Source organism: Sulfurimonas sp. NW7, from assembly GCF_051132265.1.
Taxonomy (GTDB): Bacteria; Campylobacterota; Campylobacteria; order Campylobacterales; family Sulfurimonadaceae; genus Sulfurimonas; species Sulfurimonas hydrogeniphila.
Genome location: NZ_CP093235.1, coordinates 2,136,842 through 2,156,856 on the forward strand (window position 1 = coordinate 2,136,842; position 20,015 = coordinate 2,156,856).

Genomic DNA, 20,015 nt, shown 5'->3' on the forward strand with positions numbered 1-20,015 from the left:
TGTAGCAAGAAGAGGACTCCCCGTCAAGGGAGAGTCAGAGAAGAAAATTAGATAGGCAAAACTCTGATTTTTTTAGAAAGTTTTTCTTTTAGTGTTGATTCAATTGCATAGAGTGTCCCTGTAGCAGATGAGGCACAACCGTCACATGCACCGAGATAGCGGATATAGATATCAATGTTGTCATCATTCTTTTTAATGTCTATGATTTCCACATTTCCGCCATCCATAATCAGGAACTGTCTGACGCTCTCATCAATGACAGCATCAACAGCTTTGATTTGCTGTACAAGTGTCATCTCTTCAAAATTTCCGCCGCCTGCACTCATCGCATCTGCAGCTGCTTTCATTTTTTCTGCTTCCATCTCTTTGCGAGTCTGCTCTAAAATGTCAACCAGATACCACTCTCTGTCTTCATGACCGCCCGGTTTGATACAAGACTTGCAAAAACCGCCGGCTTTTGTATAGTCTGTAATCTCTTCAACTGTTTTGAGGTCATTCAGTTTAATAACTTCCTGAATCGTTCCGAGTGAAACACGTGCACATTCACATACAATGATTTCATCTTCAAAACTCTCTTCATCTACACCGAGGTACAATGAAGCTGCTTTTTTAATAACATCATATGCCATTACCGAACAGTGCATTTTTTGCGGTGGAACTGCCGGAGTATCCGGATCGTCACGCAGTGCTTTTTCCACATCAATATTTGTAATTTTTACCGCTTCCTGTACTGTTTTACCAATACAAAGCTCTGTCATTACATCACTTGATGCGATAGCCGTACCGCAACCGAATGATTTGAATTTTGAGTTTACAATTTTGTCTGTTTTTGGATCAATTTCCCAGTAGAGTCTTACTGCATCTCCACAACTCTCCGCTCCGAAATCTGCTACGATGAGCTTGTTTCCGTGTGCTTCAGCTTCTTCCGGTGTAATTTCCCCTTGATGCTGGGGATTGTTCATTAATGTAGTTACTTTATTTGAATACGCGTCCCATAGAGACTCGCCTAACATATCTGCTTTTGCCATACTATTCTTCCTTTGATTTATTTCATGAATTTAAGGGAACCTTTTTTATTCCCTCATGTCACGCCAACGCTCGCGCAACCCGTTGCTTTACCATAATGTTTTTCTCTGTAAAATGAAGAGGCTCAGACCGTAGGGAGGATTCGCCCTCGGAATTTTATAGAGAAAAACATGGCAACACTTACTTATTAATGTGCCATGTGGTGAGGAATATGACACTCCCCCGCTTCGCCGCCCGGAGTCGGTGCTACTTTTGCAAACGAACTCGATATAGCACGAAGTCTTGCCACCGCACTCTTAAAATGCTCTATTGTGTAGTCTATCTCTTCATCTGTTGTAAAACGCGAAAGTGATAGTCTGATACCTGTGTGTGCAAGTTCATTGTCAGCACCGATTGCAAGCATAACAGAGTTCGCTTCCAAATCTTCAGAAGCACATGCTGAACCTGTAGATGCCCCGATTTGACCGTTATTCAAGTCCCAAAGCATCCCTTCACCCTCAACACCTCTTATAGAAATAAGAATTGTATTTGGTGTACGGTTTTCACGGTTGCCGACAACAAAAGTATCACTGAGTTCCAAAAGTGCATCTTCAAGTCTGTCACGTTTTGCACGAATAGAAGCCATTGTCTCTTCAATATTTGTTGTAGCAAGTTCGATAGCTTTTCCCATACCTACTATATAGGGAACATTCAATGTTCCCGAACGACGATGACCCATCTGCTCTCCACCGTGAAACAGTGGAGTCAAAGGCTGTGAATCTTTAATATAAAGTGCCCCGATACCTTTTGGTCCATGAAATTTATGCGCAGACATACTTAAAAAATCTACATGTACATCTTGTAAATCAACAGGAATTTTTCCGACTGCCTGAACAGCATCAGAATGAAAAAGAACCCCTTTTTCTTTACAAATCTCACCAATCTCTTTAATAGGGAAAATCATCCCTGTTTCGTTTGAAGCCCACATAACACTTACAAGTGCGGTTTTGTCTGTGATGAAGCTTTTTACCGTATGTGACTCAACAATACCCTCTTCATTGACAGGAAGGTAAGTTACTTTCACGCCCTGCTCTTCCAGCCATCTGCATGTAGCAAGCACTGAAGGATGTTCAACTTCTGTTGTAATGATATGGTCTTTTTCTCCATTGACAATTTTGTCAAAATAGATGGACTTTAATACCCAGTTGTTTGATTCTGTTGCACATGATGTGAATACGATATCATCATTGTCACTCGCATTGAGTGCTGTATAAACCTGGTCTATTGCTTTTCTCAGGTATGGATGTGATGCTGTACCAAACTTGTGAAGCGAATTGGGATTTCCGTAAATTTCACTAAAGAATGGTTGCATTACTTCTACTACCTGCGGGTCCGTCATCGTAGTAGCGTTATTGTCTAAATAAACTTGCATATTTTTACCTCTTAATTGGGTTATATTTTAAATCAGACTATTTTTGTCTTCTTTTACTTTTGACATCATAATAGTTTTGTCATTATGATTTGCTTAAGCCAAACTGAGTTTACATTTTGTTTAAGAATTCAAACAGCCAATAATAATGTTATAATAACAAATTAACAAGGAAAAAACAATGTGTAATTTTAACAATCTAGACCAAAAGAAAAAAGAGTTTTTACATCTTTTTTTAACAAAAGCAGCCAAAAACATAGGTGGCGTAAACTATTTACTTGCACTCATTGAAGCCATGCGTGCAAAAAAACCGCATCCGCTTATGCAAAAGAACTGCCAAATTGCTTCAAACAATACAATCATAAAATGGAACAAAGTAGTTTTTAAAGACAAAATAGATCTGATTCAAAATATTCTCGTTGCGCACAGAGAGGCTGAAGAAAAAGATTTCAATATCTTAGACGGGATAAATTCGAAAGTAAAAAAGAACATCATCAACATGTCGCGGGCACTGGCACCTTTGAAGTTTGTCATCACTCCCCAAAATCCCAATGACGGAGAAGGTTTCAGTTTTACTGTTTTTGAAACGCTTGAAGATGATGTTATCGTATTTAACCCTGTTTTTATTGCTCTGTTTTTTTGTTCAACCGAATTTACTAAAAAAGCCATTAAATATCAAATCTAGCATCTCCTGAAATATCACTTTAAATCTCTTATGTTATAATCGCGAAATTAATTATATTATAAGAGGGTAACCATCATGGGGCAAACTATAACTGAAAAAATATTCTCACAGCATATCGGTCGTGAAGTCAAAGCGGGTGAAATTATCCGTTGCGATATTGATATGGTTATCGGAAACGATATTACTACACCTATTTCTATCAAAGCTTTTGAAGAGAGTGGTGCACAAAAACTGGCAAATCCGGACGGTTTCTCTATCGTTCTTGATCACTTTATTCCGGCAAAAGACATTGCATCAGCGAATCAGGCAAGAATTTCCCGCGATTTTGCAAAAAAACACCAACTCAAAAACTATTTTGATGAAAAGGATATGGGCATTGAGCATGCTTTATTGCCGGAAAAGGGACTGATTGTTCCGGGTGATGTTATCATCGGTGCCGATTCGCATACATGTACGCACGGAGCACTCGGTGCATTTTCAACAGGAATGGGTTCAACGGATCTTGCATTTGCTATGATTACCGGCGGGAACTGGTTCAAAGTACCCGAATCTATCAAAGTTGTACTCTCAGGCAAACCCGGAAAATATACAACAGGAAAAGATATTATCCTGGAGATTATCCGTCTTATCGGCGTCGACGGTGCACTGTACAAAACCTTGGAATTTACAGGAAGTACGATTAAGCACCTTACGATAGATGACAGATTTTCTATGTGCAATATGGCAATTGAAGCCGGTGCGAAAAACGGTATCGTAGCCTATGATGAGATTACAGCAGAGTTTTTGGCAGACAAAAACCTCGCCCGCGCGCCTCGCATTCACTACTCTGATGAAGATGCCCAGTATGTTCAGGTTTTAGAGATTGATGTTGCAAACCTTGACCCCGTTATTGCCTATCCTTTCTTGCCGTCAAACGGTCACTCTGTCAAAAAAGCGGTCGAAGATAAAATCAAAGTGGACCAGGCTTTTATCGGAAGCTGTACCAACGGCCGGCTTGCTGACCTCAAAGTAGCTGCCGAGATACTCAAAGGACAAAAAGTCCATCCTGATGTTCGTCTCATTGTCACACCGGGAACACAAAAAATCCTGCGTGAAGCAAACCATTTGGGCTATATCGATATCATTGTCGATGCCGGCGGTGTTGTGAGCAATCCTACTTGCGGTGCCTGCCTCGGCGGATACATGGGTATTTTAGGGGACAATGAAGTAGCCATCAGCACAACAAACAGAAACTTTGTCGGTCGTATGGGCAGCCGCTCTTCCAAAGTTTATCTGGCAAACTCAGCCGTTGCTGCCGCATCAGCAATAACAGGGTATATTACAGACCCGAGATAATGATATATTAATAACAAATAAGGAATATTTTATGAAAAAAAGATTTTTGCTACCACTTTTATTGGCAGGGACACTGATTCAAGCGAGCGATTACAAATACGAAATCTCTCCAATGATAGGATACGATATCGCAGAAGGCAATCTTGGCATTAAAGATGACGGCTATTTTACAGGAGGCGTTGAAGTACAATTCAATACTTTAGAAAGTAAAATAAGCCCGGAATTTTCAGTATTTCATTCTCGCGGCGTAGATTATAAGTCAGGTGGAGATACACAAATTACCCGTGGTGCTTTTAATGGCGTGTATACTTTTGAAAAAACACATACCGTCATCCCTTTTGCAAAAATGGGTGTAGGCATTGAAAATATTTCTGATACAAACAGAAATAATGAAACCGGTATGTTTTTAGATGCAGGGGCAGGAGTGAAAATCCCTTTTACTCAAAACTGGGCGCTTAAATTAGAAGCTATTTATATGGCAAAAATTGCTTCAAACAATGCCGGAAATGCTGACAGCAACCTTGTAGGTCTTGTCGGTCTTACTTACTCTTTTGGTGCACAAAAAGCACAAACAATCCCTGAGGTTGTTACAATTGTCGAAGAAAAAGTTATCCTCATAGAAAAACCGGAAGTGGATAGTGACGGTGACGGCATTTATGATGCCCTCGACAAATGTCCAAATACTCCGCCAAACAGTACAGTTGATATAAACGGTTGCAAAATTTCTCTTGATGATGACCATGACGGAGTAGAAAATTCTTTAGACAAATGTCCCAACACTCCTGTAGGAACTCCGGTAAATGTAGATGGATGTCCTCAAACGATTAACTTAGACATTCATTTTGAAAACAATTCGTATGCAGTCAAGCAAACATCTCTTGCAAAAATAGACGCATTTGCAGACTTTTTGAAAAAATACAAAAACTACAGTGCTGAGATAGTCGGCTATACTGATAGCAGAGGAAGCGAAGCTTATAACAAAAAACTTTCTCAAAAAAGAGCCGATGAAGTAAAAAAACTTCTTGTACAAAAAGGAGTACCTGCTTCAAGACTGACAACGCTAGGAATGGGTGAGCTTAACCCTATTGCAAGTAATAAAACAGCTGAAGGTCGCGCACAAAACAGACGGATTGAAGCAAACTTAACACTCAACTAAATGTTCGATATTCCTTGTATTATCTTTGCAGGCGGCAAAAGCAGCAGAATGGGAGAGGACAAATCGCTTCTCCCTTTTGCCGGTTTCAGTACCCTGACAGAGTACCAATACGTCAGACTGGGTAAAATTTTTACAAAGGTCTATATCTCCTGCAAAAACAAATCAGTTTTTTCTTTTGATGCGAACTTCATAGAAGATAAAAAAGTTTCTTCTGTTTTCGCTCCTACTCTTGGGTTTGTCACAGTATTTGATACACTCGGTGCAGAAAAAATATTTGTTCTAAGCGTTGACACCCCCTTTGTGTCTCAAAGAGAAATAGAAAAAATCATACTTGCCGACAACTCTGCTTCTGATGCGGTTATCGCCAAAACAGATGAGGGTGTACAGCCCCTATGCGGTATCTACTCCAAAAATTTACAAGCAAAATTTTTACAGATGCTTCATGAAAACAATCATAAACTTGGTTCTCTTTTAAAAAATTCCAAAACAAGCTATGTTTATTTTCCTGATTCAAAACCCTTTTTAAATATGAATCACCCTAAAGATTATCAAAAAGCTCTTGAAATTCTCACACATTATTAACGGCACTTTGCTATAATAGTAAAAAATAATTTAACAGAGAGCAGTTTAGTAATGAATTTAACGCATCTTGATGAAAACCAAAGACCTAAAATGGTTGACGTAAGTGATAAGAACAATACAACAAGAGTAGCAATAGCAAGCGGTATCATAAGAATGAGTCAAGATGCCTACGATGCCATAGTCAGCGAAAAAACAAAAAAAGGTCCTGTATTGCAAACAGCCGTTATTGCAGCTATTATGGGGACGAAAAAAACCAGCGAACTCATTCCTATGTGTCATCCTTTAAATTTAAGCGGCATAAACTGTGAGGTAGAAGAACTGACACAGCTTCCCGGATTTAAGCTTACAGTTACTGCGAAACTCACAGGACAGACAGGTGTTGAGATGGAGGCATTAACAGGAGTCAGCATCGGGCTTTTGACAATTTATGACATGGTAAAGGCTATCGACAAAGGAATGGTGATACAGAATGTTCAACTTGAATCTAAATCAGGAGGAAAAAGTGGAGACTTTAAACGATAAACTCAAAGACAAACAATTGGAACTTGAATATCCTTGTAACTGGTGCTATAAAGTCATTGCAAGTGAGAAAGAGGCTCTGCAAAATGCCATAAAAGAGGTCATTGACGAACGCTCACACAAACTTACAGACTCAAACAAGTCTAAAACAGGCAAATATGTCAGTATGAACCTTGATTTACTTGTTCATAACGAAGATGACAGAAAATTTATATATGATGCTTTGAAAAATCATCAAGATATTAAAATGGTACTTTAGGAGTAACCCATGGATCAAAATCAAACCCTGCAAACAAAACTCAAAGAAGCATACAGTCATAAATTTAAAAGTATAGAAAAAAGAATCGGACATGCATTGTCCGATGCAAAAGTAGATCTGAAAAACATCTCACTGGATGAGATGAAAGCCTTAACAAATACTTTTGTTGAAGAAGAAACACATACTTTGAAAGAAGAGGTTGAAAAGCTTTTGGAACAAAAAGAAGCCATCGAAAGAGCTTTGCACAAAAAATCAGAAGAGCTGCAAATAGCAAAATATGAGGTTTTCAATGCTATTGAAGAGCAACTCAAAGATGACAAAGCTGTTCATATGTTACATCAAATCAAACTGCAGTCCATTGATCTGTATGATATGCTCAGCGAAATGGTGGAATCAGCCATTATTACAGCACTGGAAAAAGATACAGACGGTGATGTAAACGAATCAATCAAAGAGGTTATAAAAGATATTACCTTTGAGTCTATAAAAGAAGGTTCTCTCAATACAATACGTGTGAGAAAAATCCTCTCCACAATTCTTGCAACGACTATAGAAGTTGCAGAAGCAACACCGACAAGAGCCCAAGAGATTCTCTCTGCCACACTCAAAGGTATGCGAAGCGGATTGATCAAATCTATTGACAGATTTAAACAAAGAGTTGCATTTATGCCTGTAGAAGCCAAACATATACTTATCGAAGACTATGATACTATCATAGAAGATTTGCATCAGACAGATACACTTTTTTCACAGATAATCATCACGCAGGCTTCCGAAAGTTCACAATACATTAAAAAAATCCTTCTCGAACTTAACAAAGAAATGCGTTATGATCTCGAAGAGCTTATTCTTATCTCCAAAGAAACAGCTGAAGTTATCAAAGAAAAGTTTTCTGCCTTTGCAAAAATTGCAGCCAAGAAAGCAGACAATGCCCTGCATTCGCCAAAGGCACAGGAAGCCAAAAAAATGGGCATACAGGCATGGGAAGTTGCCCGGGCAGCACTTGGCAGTGCAATAAAGTCAGCCAAAGATGCGATGGAAAAAAAAGATAGATAAATTTCATCTTAAGATAATTTATTATTATAATTAACTAAAAAATAAATTTGAATGTTTTAATATAATTTTCTAAACTCAAATACAAAGGATTTACTATGATGTTACACCCTGCAACCGTACACTTTGCGATGGCTTTACCTGTAGTTGCTTCAGTTTTTGGACTTGTTTATCTTTACAGCAAAAGTGAAATGATGTCGAAAACTTCTCTTATAATGACACTTGCGGCAGCACTTGCAATGACAGTAGCCTGGTATACAGGGAATCAGGCCGGACCGGAAATTTTTGATTATCTGAGCAAAGCCGGTAAAGAAGAACTCCTGGAACATAAAGAGCTTGGGCTGTATCTGGCAATAGCAACGGGTATTATCGCATTGGTGCAGATAGTCGGATATAAAATGAAAAATTTTGCTGTGCAGGCATTGGCCATTCTTCTTTTACTTGCAGCAACAGCAACAACACTTTTGCAAGGAAAACACGGTGGAGAAATAGTTTACAACTACGGTATGCCTTTTAAAGCCTATATGATAGAAGATTCTCTCCATGAAGCAACAGCTAATGCTGAAGCCACTGAGGACTGTGATGAAAAAGTGGAAGCCTATGAAGACGCAATAGATGAGATTAGTTCACTTTCAGAAGAAGTGGATGCTATTTATGGCAATACACCAAAAACCCAAGAAGAAGATGATGACGAGTAGATAATGCAAAAGATTAATGAAGATGCAAAAAAAAAGATGCAAAAAGCATTTGAAAAATACAAACAGGACAAGAACTCTGTAAAAGAGTTCTATCCTTGCACACAAAAACTTTCAAACTGGCTTAACGAAAAGGCCAAATGATGCAAATACTATGCACTGACCTGTTTGAAAAACAGCTACAGGATATTTTGCAAAAATTCGCAAAAGAAGATTTTATGGCAACAAAAAACTTTAAAATGTATTTGGATACTGTAATAATCAATATTCCGACAAAAGCACAAAAATACAAGCAGTCTGTCTATTTTAATGATGAAAACATAAAAGACCTTGAGCACCAGGGATTTATAATACCGTTTTTCATTGACAAAGCCTCTGAAACCTATCTTGTGCTGGGTATAGTTGAAAAATAATTTTTATTATCTAATAAGTTTATGTTATTCCAAAAATAACCTGTACAAATATTATTTTTAGTTATATATGGAGAGTGTTTCAATAAGTAACCAATTAGTGCATTTTAGGTGCTGATATCACATTTTTGTCTCATTTTTTTGTATAATACCTTTTGCTATGTATTTATAATTTAAGCATACAATGGCATAATACAAATCAGCAATTATTTGTATTGCCTGGAAATTAATGAGATATTAAAAGTATTAAACAGAATAACAACTTACCAAGGAGAACATTGTGGATATAAAAAAATCTCAACAAGATGTAGAGTCTGCTACTGACAACAGTAACGACTCAAGTCTTGGCAGAAGAGACTTTTTCAGAAAAACAGCTGCATTATCTGTAACTGCACTTGCTGGAACTTCTCTGCTGGCATCAGAAGAAGCAGGCGATCCCGCTATTTTAGAACCTACACCGTGGGGAACAAAATGGGGAGATCCTGTAACAAAGAATCTTTACGGAATGCCATCCAAGTATGAGCATAACGTAACAAGAAGATACACGAAGCTCCTTGCTTCGGGTAACTTCAGAGCATCTATTGCGGTTACGCCTTTACAAGAGTCAAGCGGAATCATCACACCAAACGGCCTCTTTTTCAGTCGTTGTCACGGTGGTGTGGCACATATTGACCCGAATGAGCACAGACTTATGATTACCGGTTTGGTTGAAAAACCTCTGGTTCTTACTATGAAGCAGCTGAAGCGCTACCCAAGTGTAACACGTACTCACTTTATTGAGTGTCCTGCAAACGGCGGTCAAGAATGGAGAGGTCCACAATACAACTCTTTACAGTTTGCAAAAGGCTTTATGTCCTGTGCAGAATGGACAGGTGTTTACATTAAAGACATCCTCAAAGACCTGGGTGTAAAAAAAGAGGCACTGTGGATGCTTGCAGAAGGCGGAGACTCCTCAAAAATGGGTCGAACTATTCCAATGGAAAAAGTCTGGGATGATGCCATGATTGTATGGGGCCAAAATGGTGAAGCACTGCGTCCTGAACAAGGATATCCGATTCGTTTACTTGTTCCGGGCTGGGAAGGCAATCTCTGTGTAAAATGGCTAAGACGTTTAGACTTCGCAAGTGAACCTTGGTACTGTAAAGAAGAAACATCTAAATACACAGTCTTGAAACCAACCGGAAAGGCCATCCAACACTTCTATGCAAATGAAGTAAACTCAACAGTAACTTCTCCGTCTCCGGAAATTGACTGGACAGACCTGGAAGATGGTGACATAGTAGAGATAGAAGGTCTTGCATGGTCTGGAATGGGAACAATTACAGGTGTGGATCTCTCTTTTGACGGTGGAAGAAATTATGTTGAAGCAAAACTCAAAGGTTTGGTTCTTCCTAAATGCTGGACACGCTGGAGCTATATGCATACATACAAAAAAGGACAGGAACTCTTCCTTACTTCTCGTGCCAGAGATGATGCAGGATACATCCAACCGACAGTTGACCAGGAAATTCTTACTGTAGGTGTAGAAGCTGTGTACCATAGAAATGCAGTGGAAACATGGAAAGTTGAAAAAGACGGAAAGATAACTCACGTTGAAGTACGTTCTCAATTAGGGCGTAAAGCAAATGGCGAGTTAGTAATAGAAGGAAAAGCGTAATGATGTTTACATTAAATAAAAAATTATTAATTTCAATTTCTACTGCAGCTGTATTGTCACTGGGACTTTCTGCATGTGTGGAAAATGCTTCACCTGCAGGTTCAAATGTGCCTACAAAAGCTTCTATTGACGGTGGAGTAGACTATCCTGTTGTAAACGGAAAAACAGGACCATACTATGTCAATACAAATGCGCATAATGCAGATGTAAAATATGGCCGTACTCCGACAAAAGCGGAATATGATGAGTGGAATTCTGATGTCATGGCTGACGGTACCGGTTTACCGGAAGGTCAGGGAAGTGTAGAAGAAGGCGAAAATATTTATGAAGCAAAATGTGTCATGTGTCATGGTGACTTTGGTTCAGGCGGCGGTGGCTATCCTGCTTTATCCAAAGGAAATGCCTATGAATTGCATAAAACATTAACAAATCAAAGAATCAAACCAGATACTGACGGTCCAGTACGTGTTTTTGGTACATACTGGCCACAGGCAAGTACTCTATGGTGGTACATCAAAGATGCGATGCCTCATCCGTTGACTGACAGTCTCAGTGATGATGAAGTATATGCTTTGGTTGCATATATATTAAATGCCAATGAAATGGAAATAGACGGTGTGGAAGTTGATGATGAGTATGTACTTAATCGTGAAAAATTCCTAAAAATAAAAATGCCAAACAGAGACGGATTTGAACCGGATATCGCTGGTCCGAATGGTCCTGAAAATGTACGTAAGTATTATGCAAATGCAAAAAACTTTGGCGGACAGAAATATGATGTCAAAAACCCTGCATCAAGATGTATGAAAGACTGCCAGGAACCGACTGCGGAAGTTGTTTATATAAAAGGTGCCGGAATCAGTGACTTTCATCCGCCTTTGTCTGCAGTAAGAGATCTTCCAAAAGAGAAAGAAGAGAGCAGTTTTGATGCGAAAAAAGCATATGCGGCAAACTGCGCAATGTGCCATGACACAGGTGCTGCTCCAGCACCTGGGGACAAGTCCGCATGGGCACCGTTGCTTGTAAAAGGAATGGATAAAGTATATGAAAATGGTTTAAAAGGGACTGATACAGGAATGCCTCCTAAAGGCGGTTCATCACTCTCTGACAAACAATTCAAATCAGTTGTTGACTATATTATCAACCAAAGTAAATAAACAAAAAGGATAAAATGATGGAAAGAAGAAAATTTTTAAGCATGACTTTAGGCGCACTGGCGTTAGCGGTTGTACCGGCAAGTGTAAGAGCAGAAGACTACAGAAAACTCAAACCGACTGTATGGACAGCAAAAACTGTTGATGATGCTATCAAAGCAATGTATGGTTCAAATGCATTAACAATGGAAGGTGTGAAACTTACTGCTCCTGATGTTGCAAGTAACGGTGGTGCAATTCCGGTTGATTTTTCAACTGACAAAGATGTAAAAACAATTTCTGTATTTCAAGATGCAAATCCGGAAGCAGCAGTACTTGTCGTAGAAACAAACAAGTACAGTGTAAACAAATATTCTATTAAAATCAAAATGGCTAAATCCGGTACGATAACAATCGTTGCTGAGGGTAAAGACGGCAAACTATACGCTGCTAAGAAAACTCTTGATGTTGCTCTTGGTGGATGTGAAGGATAATTCCTTCTCATTTTGATACAAAAAAAATAAAATAAATAAGGAAATACAATGGCTGGAATTAAAGTAAAAGCAAAATTAAAAGGCGGTGTTGTTAAAGTTAAAGCAATGGTTAAACATCAAATGATGACTTACAATATGGCAGAAAAGAAAACCGGTAGCAGAGATAACGCAAACTTTATTACTCATTTAACTGCTACAGTCAATGGTGAGACTGTTTTAGATATGTCTACTTCACAATTCTTATCTAAAAATCCTATTTTCAAATTTCAATTTAAAGGAATTGGTAAAAAAGGTGATAAGGTTGAAATGTTAGCAGTTGACCTTAAAGGTAAAACTTACAAAGGCAAAGGTAAAATTAAATAATTTTACCCTCTTTTTTAAGAGCCAATTACTACATTGGCTCTCATACTCTCAATTTTTTACAACAACTACAACAAATACAAATAATGAGCAAAAACAGATGAAGAAAAACCTGCAGGGTAAAGTTCTGAAATTATTCATCACAAAAAATGATACAGATAAAACAAGAATAAACACCTCTCATATAGATGCCGACGAACACGGAATTCTAAATGACAAATTTTACAATAAAAATGATCAAAGAGCTATTTTAATTACCTCTATCCAAAGCTACAATATGGCATATGATACAAACATAAACCTATCAGACGGAGCACTGGGCGAAAATATTTTAATTGATATCAACCCCTACCATTTAAATACAGGGGAGACCTTTACAATAGGTGATACAACATTGGAAATAACACAAAACTGCACTCTGTGCAAAGGCTTGTCCATCATAAACCCAAAGTTGCCTAAACTGCTAAAAAACGACAGAGGTATATTTGCAAAAATAATAAGTGGTCCTTGCGTAATTAAAGTCGGAGATACAGTAAGTATTTGACTCTATTAATATTATTTATATAACAATAATGATAAAGTTACACAGTATAAATTTAATCCGTATTATGCAATAGAAAACTCAAGGAGACTAAGTGAAAAAGATATACACTCTGATAATGGTTGTTTTAGCAACGCTGTCTATTAACGGCTGTAATGCTACATCTACCGCAACACCTTCCAAACCTGTCCAAACACAGGATGTGCAGGTTTTTACAACACACAATACAAACAAAAAGGTTACTCCCAAAACAATAGAAGCTGCTTTTGATGCCATTGGACTGAGTGTTCCCGGAAACAATGATATGAATAAGCCGTTTAAAACCAGATTTGGTAAAGTGCATTATAAAACTTACAACCTTGCTATGTATATAAACAGTGAACTCACATATAAGATTATCAAGAAGTATCCAAAATTTGGTGCATTGACACCTTTAACTATGTCTATCTGGGAAGACAGAGACGGCAATATGAATATAGCAACTTTGACGCTCAACGGAATGTCAAGAGCGACAGGTATCCCGAAAAATGATCCGGATCTAATAAAATATGCTGCTTTGATACAAACAGGACTGAAAAAAGCAATGCCAGACGGACATTTTAAAGACTTAAATTACACTGTAAAATTTCCAAAAAAATCATTTGCAATTGATATGGCCACAGAAGTAAAGACCGACCTGCCAATGGAAGACTATATAGAAGATTTTGAAGCAGAATTTGAAGGTGAATTAGAACCTTTGGGATTTTTGTTTCCAAACTATACTAATCTGCAAGAAGAAATATTTGATGATTACGATTTTCATGAATATGATTTTTTTCATACATATTCCATTTGCAAATTTGATGTAATATACCCTGTTTCAAAACTTCATCCCGAAGCAGGTGCCTGGGCACCGTGTTCTTTTTATCTTTACAAGAAAAAAAATGAATCAAAGATGTATATGGGATTTTTGGGTGTTGAAAACTGGATAAATACACTCGACATACAAGACGAAGAATCTATCCGTCCGTTAAAAGAGGCCCAGGGGATGATTGTCAAAATTTTAAAAGAAATGACAGAATAATTATTACAACTAAAGGTATTTTATGAATTTAAAAAGTTTTTTACTAGACTACGGAGAAAGAGTTCCGGGTTATGATGTAACCGTCATTAACGAGCGTGAGGCAAGAGCTGCTGCTGGCATACTTGGCTTGCTGGGAATGCTTGTAATTTTTATAGGAATAGGATTTGGACATGTCATCGTAGCAAGAGTCTACTTGACATTTTTGTTTATTGACTTTACAGCAAGGATGATTTCTCCCAAATACTCGCCCTCTTTACTGCTGGGAAAACTGGCTGTACAAAATCAAAAACCGGAATATGTAGGCGGACTCCAAAAACGCTTTGCCTGGACTCTTGGCTGGCTGATATCTTTGCCTATGATGCAATGGTTTGTTCTCAACTGGGATATTACTTTTTACAAAGTACTCATCTGTGTACTGTGCCTTGCATTAATGTTTCTCGAAAGTGCTTTTTCGATATGTGTAGGCTGTATGATTTACAAGTTTATCACAAGAAAAAATCCAACACTCTGCCCGGGCGGAACCTGTGAAATGCGAATAAAAGAACCTATACAGAGATTTAATCCTATACAAAAAGCAGTAGCAGGTATAACAATCATTGCCCTTATCAGCGGTATTTATCTTGCTTTGGCAAAATTAGAACCAAAGACATTTTTCGGTGCGTTTCTTCATGAAGCCGTCTTAACAAAACAACAACTCCAAAAAGAAGAAGAATTAAAGTATCAAAAAGCAATGGAAAAAGAATTTGGAGATGATGATTTTTAAATATTATTTATAATATTTAATGACACCATCCATTTTTGAACCCATATTGAGCAGTATCATATCAGCTATAACCAAAGCGGCCATTGATTCACATACAACAGTACCGCGAATAGCAACACAAGGATCATGCCTGCCTTTGAGTGAAAAATCAACTTCTTCATTTGCTGTTGTAACAGTATGCTGCTCTTTGAAAATAGATGGCGTTGGTTTAAAATAGACATTAAGCACTATATCTTCCCCGTTACTGATACCACCGAGTATTCCACCCGAATGATTGGATTCAAATCCATTTGCACGTATCTGATCATTGTTTTGGGAACCGTGTACCTTGGCACTCAATACACCATCTCCAATCTCAACAGCTTTTACAGCATTAATACCCATCATAGCATCCGCTAAAACAGCGTCTAGTTTATAGTAAAGAGGCTGCCCCAAACCTACGGGTGTGCCTTTGATGACTACACGCGAAACACCGCCGACAGAATCATGCTCCTCTTTTGCTTTAAGTATTGCTGCTTTTTGTGCTTCTTCTTTATTGGCATCAAGTGCATAAATTACACTTTTCTTCGCACCTTCATAATTAAAATCTTCTGCCTGTATGCCTGCAACTTCACTGATACCGCTAAGCACTGTAATACCAAGCTCTTGAAGCATTAGTTTTGCAATAGCCCCTGCTGCTACTCTTGCAGCAGTCTCTCTCGCAGAGCTGCGCCCCCCGCCTCTGTAGTCTCGTATACCATATTTGTGAAAATAGGTAAAATCTGCATGCCCGGGACGAAACACATCTTTTATATTTGCATAGTCTTTGGATTTTTGGTTTGTATTGTATATAACCATTGCAATTGGAGTACCTGTACTTTTTCCCTCAAACACACCGCTTAAGATTTCAACCTTGTCTGCTTCTTTTCTGGCAGTTTCAAATTTACTCTTTCCGGGTTTTCTTCTGTCAAGTTCACTTTGAATATATTCTTCATCAATATTCAAGCCCGCCGGAACACCATCCAAAAGGCAGCCTAATGCTTTTCCGTGAGACTCTCCAAATGTTGAAAATCGTAATTTCATTCCAAAACTGTTCACTTTTTTTCCTTATTTAACATATCTACAGCAACTCTCGCTGCCTCTTGTTGTGCAATTTTTTTACTCTTTCCCTTTGCTCTGGCATACTCTTTGTCTTCTATAAATACACCCACTTCAAATTCTTTTTGATGATCAGGACCACGTGATGCCAAAACTTTATACTCCGGCGTTATCCCGAAGCGGGCCTGTGTCAATTCCTGAAGTGTTGTTTTAAAATCACGGAACAAAGAATCCAAAGAGATCTCATCATGATTTTTTTCTATTAAATCAATGGCTATTCTTCGTACTTCTGCCAAACCGGCTTCCAAATATATTGCACCCATTATAGCTTCAAAAGCATTTGAAAGCAGAGAAGATTTTTCGCGTCCGCCATTATTGTCTTCAGCATTTGAAAGCAGTATATAATCACCCAGATTCAAAGCCCGTGCCAGTTTGTCAAAACCTGTTTCATTGACCAGTGATGCTCGAATTTTGGAGAGTTTTCCTTCATCAGATGTCCGAAACTTTTTAAAAAGATACTCTCCGACTACAAGGTCCAATACGGCATCACCCAAAAATTCCAATCGCTCATTATCGTAGGGCTGCTTATAGCTTTTATGTGTCAGCGCTTCGATAATGAGCTTTTTGTCACGAAACTCATATCCTAATTTTTCTTCCAATGTCTTTATATTTTTATGCATAAATACCTTCTCCTCATTGTGTTAAAGCCTCTTTGGCTTTTTGCGCCGCTTCTTTTGCCAATACATCGCATCGCTCATTTTCTTCATGACCGTCATGTCCCCGTACCCATATGGCATGAATCTTATGCGGTTTTGCCACTTCTATGTATTCTTTCCATAAATCAGGGTTCTTTACTTTTTTAAAATCTCTTTTAATCCAGTTTTGCAACCACTCATTGATTCCTTTCACCACATAAGAGGAGTCAGAAATTATATCGACCTCACAAGGCTCCTTTAGAGCACGAAGCCCTTCTATTGCACCTTTGAGTTCCATTCTGTTATTTGTAGTATGGAGTTCCGAGCCCCAAAGCTCTTTTTCACTTTTACCATATCGCAAAATAACACCATAACCTCCAGGACCTGGATTTCCCAAGGCACTGCCGTCACTGAAAAGAGTTATTTTCTTCATTGAATTCCTTAGCGTAATCTTTACTTAAACTGTACTCCACTCTTGCTGTATCTATCGCATGACATGAACTGCAACGGCTGAAAGCAAAAGGATATGTCCCTTTACAGTTATCACACACATATTCAAAACTGAGTGTTGCATTTGATTTTCCCTCAAGTTTTATCAACACATCAAGCTCAAATATACTGCTGTTGTATGCAAGTTTCACATCACCTCTTGCAGTATAAATTTCCCGCAGATAGCCATTGTCTGTAATTATATCCAAATTCAAATCTTTTGAATCACATCGCCAGAAGAGTTCTGTCAAAAGTTCGCTTTTAGAGATGTCAATATTTTTCCAGGCAAGTTGCGGATCTACCTGAAAAATATAATCAAATATCAAATAAGCCAGACGATGAGCATTTTTATATATCTCCAACAACTTCTGGACTTTTTCTTCTTTTGTCATATTCGGCGAATCAAGAGCTTCCAAAACATGCAGGTATGCACGTTCAAGAATAACATCTTCTTGAAGTTCATCCAACGGCTCTAAAACTTCCAAAGCGGATTTATAATCTTTCATGTACTCATACACAAGAAGCAAATAATGCAAAGCTTCCGGTGTACGGGGATTCTTTTTCAGAATTTCTAAAAAAACCTGCTTGGAACGTTCTAAAAATCCTGCTTTAAAATATGTTTTTCCAAGTAAGAACATTGTTTCTCTCGTATTTCTTTTATTTCCGAGTTTTAATATTTCATTATATATCTCTATACTTTTTTCATAATCACCGTTTTTATAGTATGCACTCGCAAGAAGCAGCCATGATTTTTCTGACAGCCCTCCTTCAGCTATTAAAATTTTCAATTCGTTATGTGATGGTAAGGTACGAAACTGTTCCAAAAATTTACTTATTTGTTTAGAATCCTCTTTTCTTTTATATCTCCCCCACCAATAAGAAAAAAAAGTAATTATAAATATAATGGTAAAGAAAATAATAATGGAAAAAAGAGGGTCTCGAAACTCTATAAAAAAAGTATTCATGAATTATATACCACCAATCCGTAATCATTTTTCAAATTATAAAATATTGCATCCGAAGATATTTCCAAATCTTTGATTTTCCCTAACTGTACAATGGAATTTTTGTTCACTTTAATTCCATATTCTCTAAAAAATCTTTTTACATTTACAAATTTTACATCTTCGACAAACTTATACTCAAACTCTGTATGAAGTGCCATTTTATCACTTACGAACAAGTGTTCATTTACATGTAACTGATCTGATGCATATTTAATTGGCAAATACCCCGAAAGATCTGTTAGAATATTTTCAACATGTTCATGTTTTTTTGGAAGTGTCTGTTTTTGAATAAAAATATATTTATTATTCAATTTTAACGTTGGAGTGTTTTTCCAATATTTATAGGCAGGATTAGAAATTCCCAGTTTTACATAAACCTCTTTCCAAAGCCAAAAAGAGTTTAATGTATTTGGAATATATGACAAAATTAAACTCCTTGTGAACTAGTATAAATATTATATAATATTTATTTAAATAATTGTATTAAGAAGCTTCATTGCCAAAGCTGCAACATCTGCTAAAGAGCAGCTGTTACAAACTTAGTCACCACAAAACCGCCTATAACCAGCCATGCAAACATCGCACCGGCAGTATACAGCGGTGCCAAACCAAGCCCTTTGAATTTGGAAAAGATTGTTCCCATACCCAGTGCTGTCATTGCCATCGTTAAAAGAAAAGTATCAATTGTATTGATAGTATCAACAATAGTATGCGGTACCAAATCTAAAGAGTTAAATCCGGCCATACCTATAAAATATACTGCAAACCAAGGGATAACAAGCTGTAATTTACCGCCAGATTTTCCCTCTTTTTTTGCCTGCATAGACAAATAAATTCCCAAAACAATAAGCATTGGTGCAATCATAATAACACGAGTCATTTTAACAATCACTGCAGAGTTTGCCATAATTTCAGGTGCACCTGGAATAGAAGCAGGCACGGCTACAACCTGTGCCACTTCATGAATAGTTCCACCCGTATAGATACCAAACTGTTCCGGAGTCATATGCAAAAATCCTGTTGCCGGCTCAATAATTGATGCATACAAAACAGGATACAAAAACATAGAAATTGTACCAAAGAGCACAACCATTGAAACCGCTACTGCAGTTTTATACCCTTCTGCTTTTAAAACAGGTTCTGTTGCAAGAACTGCTGCAGCACCACAGACAGAGGCACCTGCTGCTGTAAGCATTGATGTGTCTTTATCCATCTTAAACGCTTTTATACCTAAATATGTTCCCAGTAAAAAAGTCGTGGAAAGCATAATCAGTGAAACGGTAAAACCACTGAGCCCCACATCCATAATCTGCTGAAATGTTATACGAAAACCATAAAATACGATTGCAAAACGAAGAATCTTTTTGCCTGAAAACGTAATACCGGTTCCCCAGGCACTCGGAATATGGTTATGTAAAGTATTTGCATAAAAAATACCTAATACTATACCGATAACAAGAGGAGAGATGCCAAGTGATTTGACAAATGCAATTTGCGCTATTGATGTTGCAGCAGCTGCAAAAATTGCAACAAAGATGATACCTGAAACAGTACCTTTTCTATTTTCTTTTGAGAATGCCATAGTTATTACCTTTTATTATAAATTTA

The 20,015-nt window shown here is 37.7% G+C and carries 25 protein-coding genes; 17 read left to right on the forward strand and 8 right to left on the reverse strand.

All coding sequences use genetic code 11. The features are described from left to right. Positions 1-47: 47 nt before the first annotated feature. Together MLC35_RS11170 and MLC35_RS11175 are read right to left on the reverse strand one after the other, a co-directional pair. A complete protein-coding gene (locus tag MLC35_RS11170; protein ID WP_346389813.1) occupies positions 48-1,028 on the reverse strand; it encodes an iron-sulfur cluster assembly scaffold protein in 981 nt (326 codons plus the stop codon). 185 nt (positions 1,029-1,213) lie between these two features. After that, positions 1,214-2,437: a NifS family cysteine desulfurase gene (locus MLC35_RS11175; protein WP_434637037.1), complete on the reverse strand. Its 1,224-nt coding sequence runs from the start codon at positions 2,435-2,437 to the stop codon at positions 1,214-1,216. A gap of 178 nt (positions 2,438-2,615) precedes the next feature. Here MLC35_RS11175 and MLC35_RS11180 point away from each other — a divergent pair, with 178 nt between their 5' ends. From MLC35_RS11180 to MLC35_RS11260, 17 genes are all read left to right on the forward strand, one after another. Next, positions 2,616-3,119, forward strand: a complete 504-nt coding sequence (locus MLC35_RS11180; RefSeq protein ID WP_434637039.1) for a hypothetical protein — start codon at positions 2,616-2,618, stop codon at positions 3,117-3,119. Positions 3,120-3,194: 75 nt separating this feature from the next. Beyond that, entirely contained in the window at positions 3,195-4,454 is a 1,260-nt protein-coding gene (leuC, locus tag MLC35_RS11185) for a 3-isopropylmalate dehydratase large subunit (protein WP_418640804.1), read from the forward strand. Between the two features lie 31 nt (positions 4,455-4,485). Further along, positions 4,486-5,610: an OmpA family protein gene (locus tag MLC35_RS11190; RefSeq protein WP_434637041.1), complete on the forward strand. Its 1,125-nt coding sequence runs from the start codon at positions 4,486-4,488 to the stop codon at positions 5,608-5,610. Beyond that, positions 5,611-6,192, forward strand: coding sequence for a molybdenum cofactor guanylyltransferase MobA (mobA, locus tag MLC35_RS11195; RefSeq protein WP_434637043.1), 582 nt, complete (start codon positions 5,611-5,613; stop codon positions 6,190-6,192). A 51-nt stretch (positions 6,193-6,243) separates the two neighbouring features. Further along, positions 6,244-6,714 (forward strand): cyclic pyranopterin monophosphate synthase MoaC, encoded by a 471-nt coding sequence (gene moaC / locus MLC35_RS11200; protein WP_346389818.1) that lies wholly within the window; start codon positions 6,244-6,246, stop codon positions 6,712-6,714. Beyond that, positions 6,695-6,970 carry an HP0495 family protein gene (locus MLC35_RS11205; RefSeq protein ID WP_151899307.1) on the forward strand — a complete coding sequence of 92 codons (276 nt, stop codon included), beginning with the start codon at positions 6,695-6,697 and terminating at the stop codon, positions 6,968-6,970. Before moaC ends, MLC35_RS11205 begins: the two co-directional genes overlap by 20 nt. A gap of 9 nt (positions 6,971-6,979) precedes the next feature. Next, positions 6,980-8,026 carry a DUF6781 family protein gene (locus tag MLC35_RS11210; RefSeq protein WP_346389819.1) on the forward strand — a complete coding sequence of 349 codons (1,047 nt, stop codon included), beginning with the start codon at positions 6,980-6,982 and terminating at the stop codon, positions 8,024-8,026. Positions 8,027-8,121: 95 nt separating this feature from the next. After that, a complete protein-coding gene (locus MLC35_RS11215; RefSeq protein ID WP_151899305.1) occupies positions 8,122-8,721 on the forward strand; it encodes a DUF2231 domain-containing protein in 600 nt (199 codons plus the stop codon). A gap of 3 nt (positions 8,722-8,724) precedes the next feature. Then, on the forward strand, positions 8,725-8,862 hold the full coding sequence (locus tag MLC35_RS11220; protein ID WP_188110006.1) for a hypothetical protein: 138 nt from the start codon (positions 8,725-8,727) through the stop codon (positions 8,860-8,862). Further along, entirely contained in the window at positions 8,862-9,131 is a 270-nt protein-coding gene (locus MLC35_RS11225; RefSeq protein WP_151899304.1) for a hypothetical protein, read from the forward strand. Before MLC35_RS11220 ends, MLC35_RS11225 begins: the two co-directional genes overlap by 1 nt. A gap of 277 nt (positions 9,132-9,408) precedes the next feature. Continuing rightward, positions 9,409-10,785, forward strand: a complete 1,377-nt coding sequence (gene soxC / locus MLC35_RS11230; RefSeq protein WP_346389820.1) for a sulfite dehydrogenase — start codon at positions 9,409-9,411, stop codon at positions 10,783-10,785. Then, on the forward strand, positions 10,785-11,942 hold the full coding sequence (locus MLC35_RS11235) for a c-type cytochrome (protein ID WP_346389821.1): 1,158 nt from the start codon (positions 10,785-10,787) through the stop codon (positions 11,940-11,942). Before soxC ends, MLC35_RS11235 begins: the two co-directional genes overlap by 1 nt. Before the next feature lie 17 nt (positions 11,943-11,959). Continuing rightward, on the forward strand, positions 11,960-12,412 hold the full coding sequence (locus MLC35_RS11240) for a thiosulfate oxidation carrier protein SoxY (protein WP_188110005.1): 453 nt from the start codon (positions 11,960-11,962) through the stop codon (positions 12,410-12,412). Between the two features lie 48 nt (positions 12,413-12,460). After that, positions 12,461-12,775 carry a thiosulfate oxidation carrier complex protein SoxZ gene (gene soxZ, locus MLC35_RS11245; protein WP_151899302.1) on the forward strand — a complete coding sequence of 105 codons (315 nt, stop codon included), beginning with the start codon at positions 12,461-12,463 and terminating at the stop codon, positions 12,773-12,775. A 97-nt stretch (positions 12,776-12,872) separates the two neighbouring features. Continuing rightward, positions 12,873-13,316, forward strand: coding sequence for an MOSC domain-containing protein (locus tag MLC35_RS11250; protein ID WP_151899301.1), 444 nt, complete (start codon positions 12,873-12,875; stop codon positions 13,314-13,316). Positions 13,317-13,407: 91 nt separating this feature from the next. Next, on the forward strand, positions 13,408-14,376 hold the full coding sequence (locus tag MLC35_RS11255) for a hypothetical protein (protein WP_434637046.1): 969 nt from the start codon (positions 13,408-13,410) through the stop codon (positions 14,374-14,376). A 22-nt stretch (positions 14,377-14,398) separates the two neighbouring features. Beyond that, the gene (locus tag MLC35_RS11260) at positions 14,399-15,139 is read left to right on the forward strand and encodes a DUF4395 domain-containing protein (protein ID WP_151899299.1); all 741 of its coding nucleotides are present in this window, start codon (positions 14,399-14,401) and stop codon (positions 15,137-15,139) included. Between the two features lie 3 nt (positions 15,140-15,142). Here the strand turns inward: MLC35_RS11260 and aroC are convergent, their stop codons facing one another. The 6 genes from aroC to MLC35_RS11290 all read right to left on the reverse strand — a co-directional run bounded on the left by aroC (position 15,143) and on the right by MLC35_RS11290 (position 19,989). After that, positions 15,143-16,216 carry a chorismate synthase gene (gene aroC, locus MLC35_RS11265; RefSeq protein WP_434637048.1) on the reverse strand — a complete coding sequence of 358 codons (1,074 nt, stop codon included), beginning with the start codon at positions 16,214-16,216 and terminating at the stop codon, positions 15,143-15,145. Further along, positions 16,213-16,896 (reverse strand): ribonuclease III, encoded by a 684-nt coding sequence (gene rnc, locus MLC35_RS11270; protein ID WP_151899297.1) that lies wholly within the window; start codon positions 16,894-16,896, stop codon positions 16,213-16,215. Before rnc ends, aroC begins: the two co-directional genes overlap by 4 nt. 13 nt (positions 16,897-16,909) lie before the next feature. Beyond that, a complete protein-coding gene (gene rnhA, locus MLC35_RS11275; protein WP_151899296.1) occupies positions 16,910-17,344 on the reverse strand; it encodes a ribonuclease HI in 435 nt (144 codons plus the stop codon). Beyond that, a complete protein-coding gene (locus MLC35_RS11280; protein WP_434637050.1) occupies positions 17,319-18,365 on the reverse strand; it encodes a tetratricopeptide repeat protein in 1,047 nt (348 codons plus the stop codon). The genes rnhA and MLC35_RS11280 overlap by 26 nt, the downstream gene beginning before the upstream one ends. Continuing rightward, positions 18,362-18,832, reverse strand: a complete 471-nt coding sequence (locus MLC35_RS11285) for a hypothetical protein (RefSeq protein ID WP_151899294.1) — start codon at positions 18,830-18,832, stop codon at positions 18,362-18,364. Before MLC35_RS11285 ends, MLC35_RS11280 begins: the two co-directional genes overlap by 4 nt. Before the next feature lie 92 nt (positions 18,833-18,924). Beyond that, the gene (locus MLC35_RS11290) at positions 18,925-19,989 is read right to left on the reverse strand and encodes a YeiH family protein (RefSeq protein ID WP_151899293.1); all 1,065 of its coding nucleotides are present in this window, start codon (positions 19,987-19,989) and stop codon (positions 18,925-18,927) included. Positions 19,990-20,015 lie beyond the last annotated feature (26 nt).

Excerpts from the sequence above, each read along its gene's own strand:
- MLC35_RS11170 (WP_346389813.1), bottom strand. The coding sequence starts at position 1,028 with ATGGCAAAAGCAGATATGTTAGGCGAGTCTCTATGGGACGCGTATTCA.
- MLC35_RS11175 (WP_434637037.1), bottom strand. The coding sequence starts at position 2,437 with ATGCAAGTTTATTTAGACAATAACGCTACTACGATGACGGACCCGCAG.
- MLC35_RS11180 (WP_434637039.1), top strand. The coding sequence starts at position 2,616 with ATGTGTAATTTTAACAATCTAGACCAAAAGAAAAAAGAGTTTTTACAT.
- leuC (WP_418640804.1), top strand. The coding sequence starts at position 3,195 with ATGGGGCAAACTATAACTGAAAAAATATTCTCACAGCATATCGGTCGT.
- MLC35_RS11190 (WP_434637041.1), top strand. The coding sequence starts at position 4,486 with ATGAAAAAAAGATTTTTGCTACCACTTTTATTGGCAGGGACACTGATT.
- mobA (WP_434637043.1), top strand. The coding sequence starts at position 5,611 with ATGTTCGATATTCCTTGTATTATCTTTGCAGGCGGCAAAAGCAGCAGA.
- moaC (WP_346389818.1), top strand. The coding sequence starts at position 6,244 with ATGAATTTAACGCATCTTGATGAAAACCAAAGACCTAAAATGGTTGAC.
- MLC35_RS11210 (WP_346389819.1), top strand. The coding sequence starts at position 6,980 with ATGGATCAAAATCAAACCCTGCAAACAAAACTCAAAGAAGCATACAGT.
- MLC35_RS11215 (WP_151899305.1), top strand. The coding sequence starts at position 8,122 with ATGATGTTACACCCTGCAACCGTACACTTTGCGATGGCTTTACCTGTA.
- MLC35_RS11220 (WP_188110006.1), top strand. The coding sequence starts at position 8,725 with ATGCAAAAGATTAATGAAGATGCAAAAAAAAAGATGCAAAAAGCATTT.
- MLC35_RS11225 (WP_151899304.1), top strand. The coding sequence starts at position 8,862 with ATGCAAATACTATGCACTGACCTGTTTGAAAAACAGCTACAGGATATT.
- MLC35_RS11235 (WP_346389821.1), top strand. The coding sequence starts at position 10,785 with ATGATGTTTACATTAAATAAAAAATTATTAATTTCAATTTCTACTGCA.
- MLC35_RS11240 (WP_188110005.1), top strand. The coding sequence starts at position 11,960 with ATGGAAAGAAGAAAATTTTTAAGCATGACTTTAGGCGCACTGGCGTTA.
- soxZ (WP_151899302.1), top strand. The coding sequence starts at position 12,461 with ATGGCTGGAATTAAAGTAAAAGCAAAATTAAAAGGCGGTGTTGTTAAA.
- MLC35_RS11250 (WP_151899301.1), top strand. The coding sequence starts at position 12,873 with ATGAAGAAAAACCTGCAGGGTAAAGTTCTGAAATTATTCATCACAAAA.
- MLC35_RS11260 (WP_151899299.1), top strand. The coding sequence starts at position 14,399 with ATGAATTTAAAAAGTTTTTTACTAGACTACGGAGAAAGAGTTCCGGGT.
- rnc (WP_151899297.1), bottom strand. The coding sequence starts at position 16,896 with ATGCATAAAAATATAAAGACATTGGAAGAAAAATTAGGATATGAGTTT.
- rnhA (WP_151899296.1), bottom strand. The coding sequence starts at position 17,344 with ATGAAGAAAATAACTCTTTTCAGTGACGGCAGTGCCTTGGGAAATCCA.
- MLC35_RS11280 (WP_434637050.1), bottom strand. The coding sequence starts at position 18,365 with ATGAATACTTTTTTTATAGAGTTTCGAGACCCTCTTTTTTCCATTATT.
- MLC35_RS11290 (WP_151899293.1), bottom strand. The coding sequence starts at position 19,989 with ATGGCATTCTCAAAAGAAAATAGAAAAGGTACTGTTTCAGGTATCATC.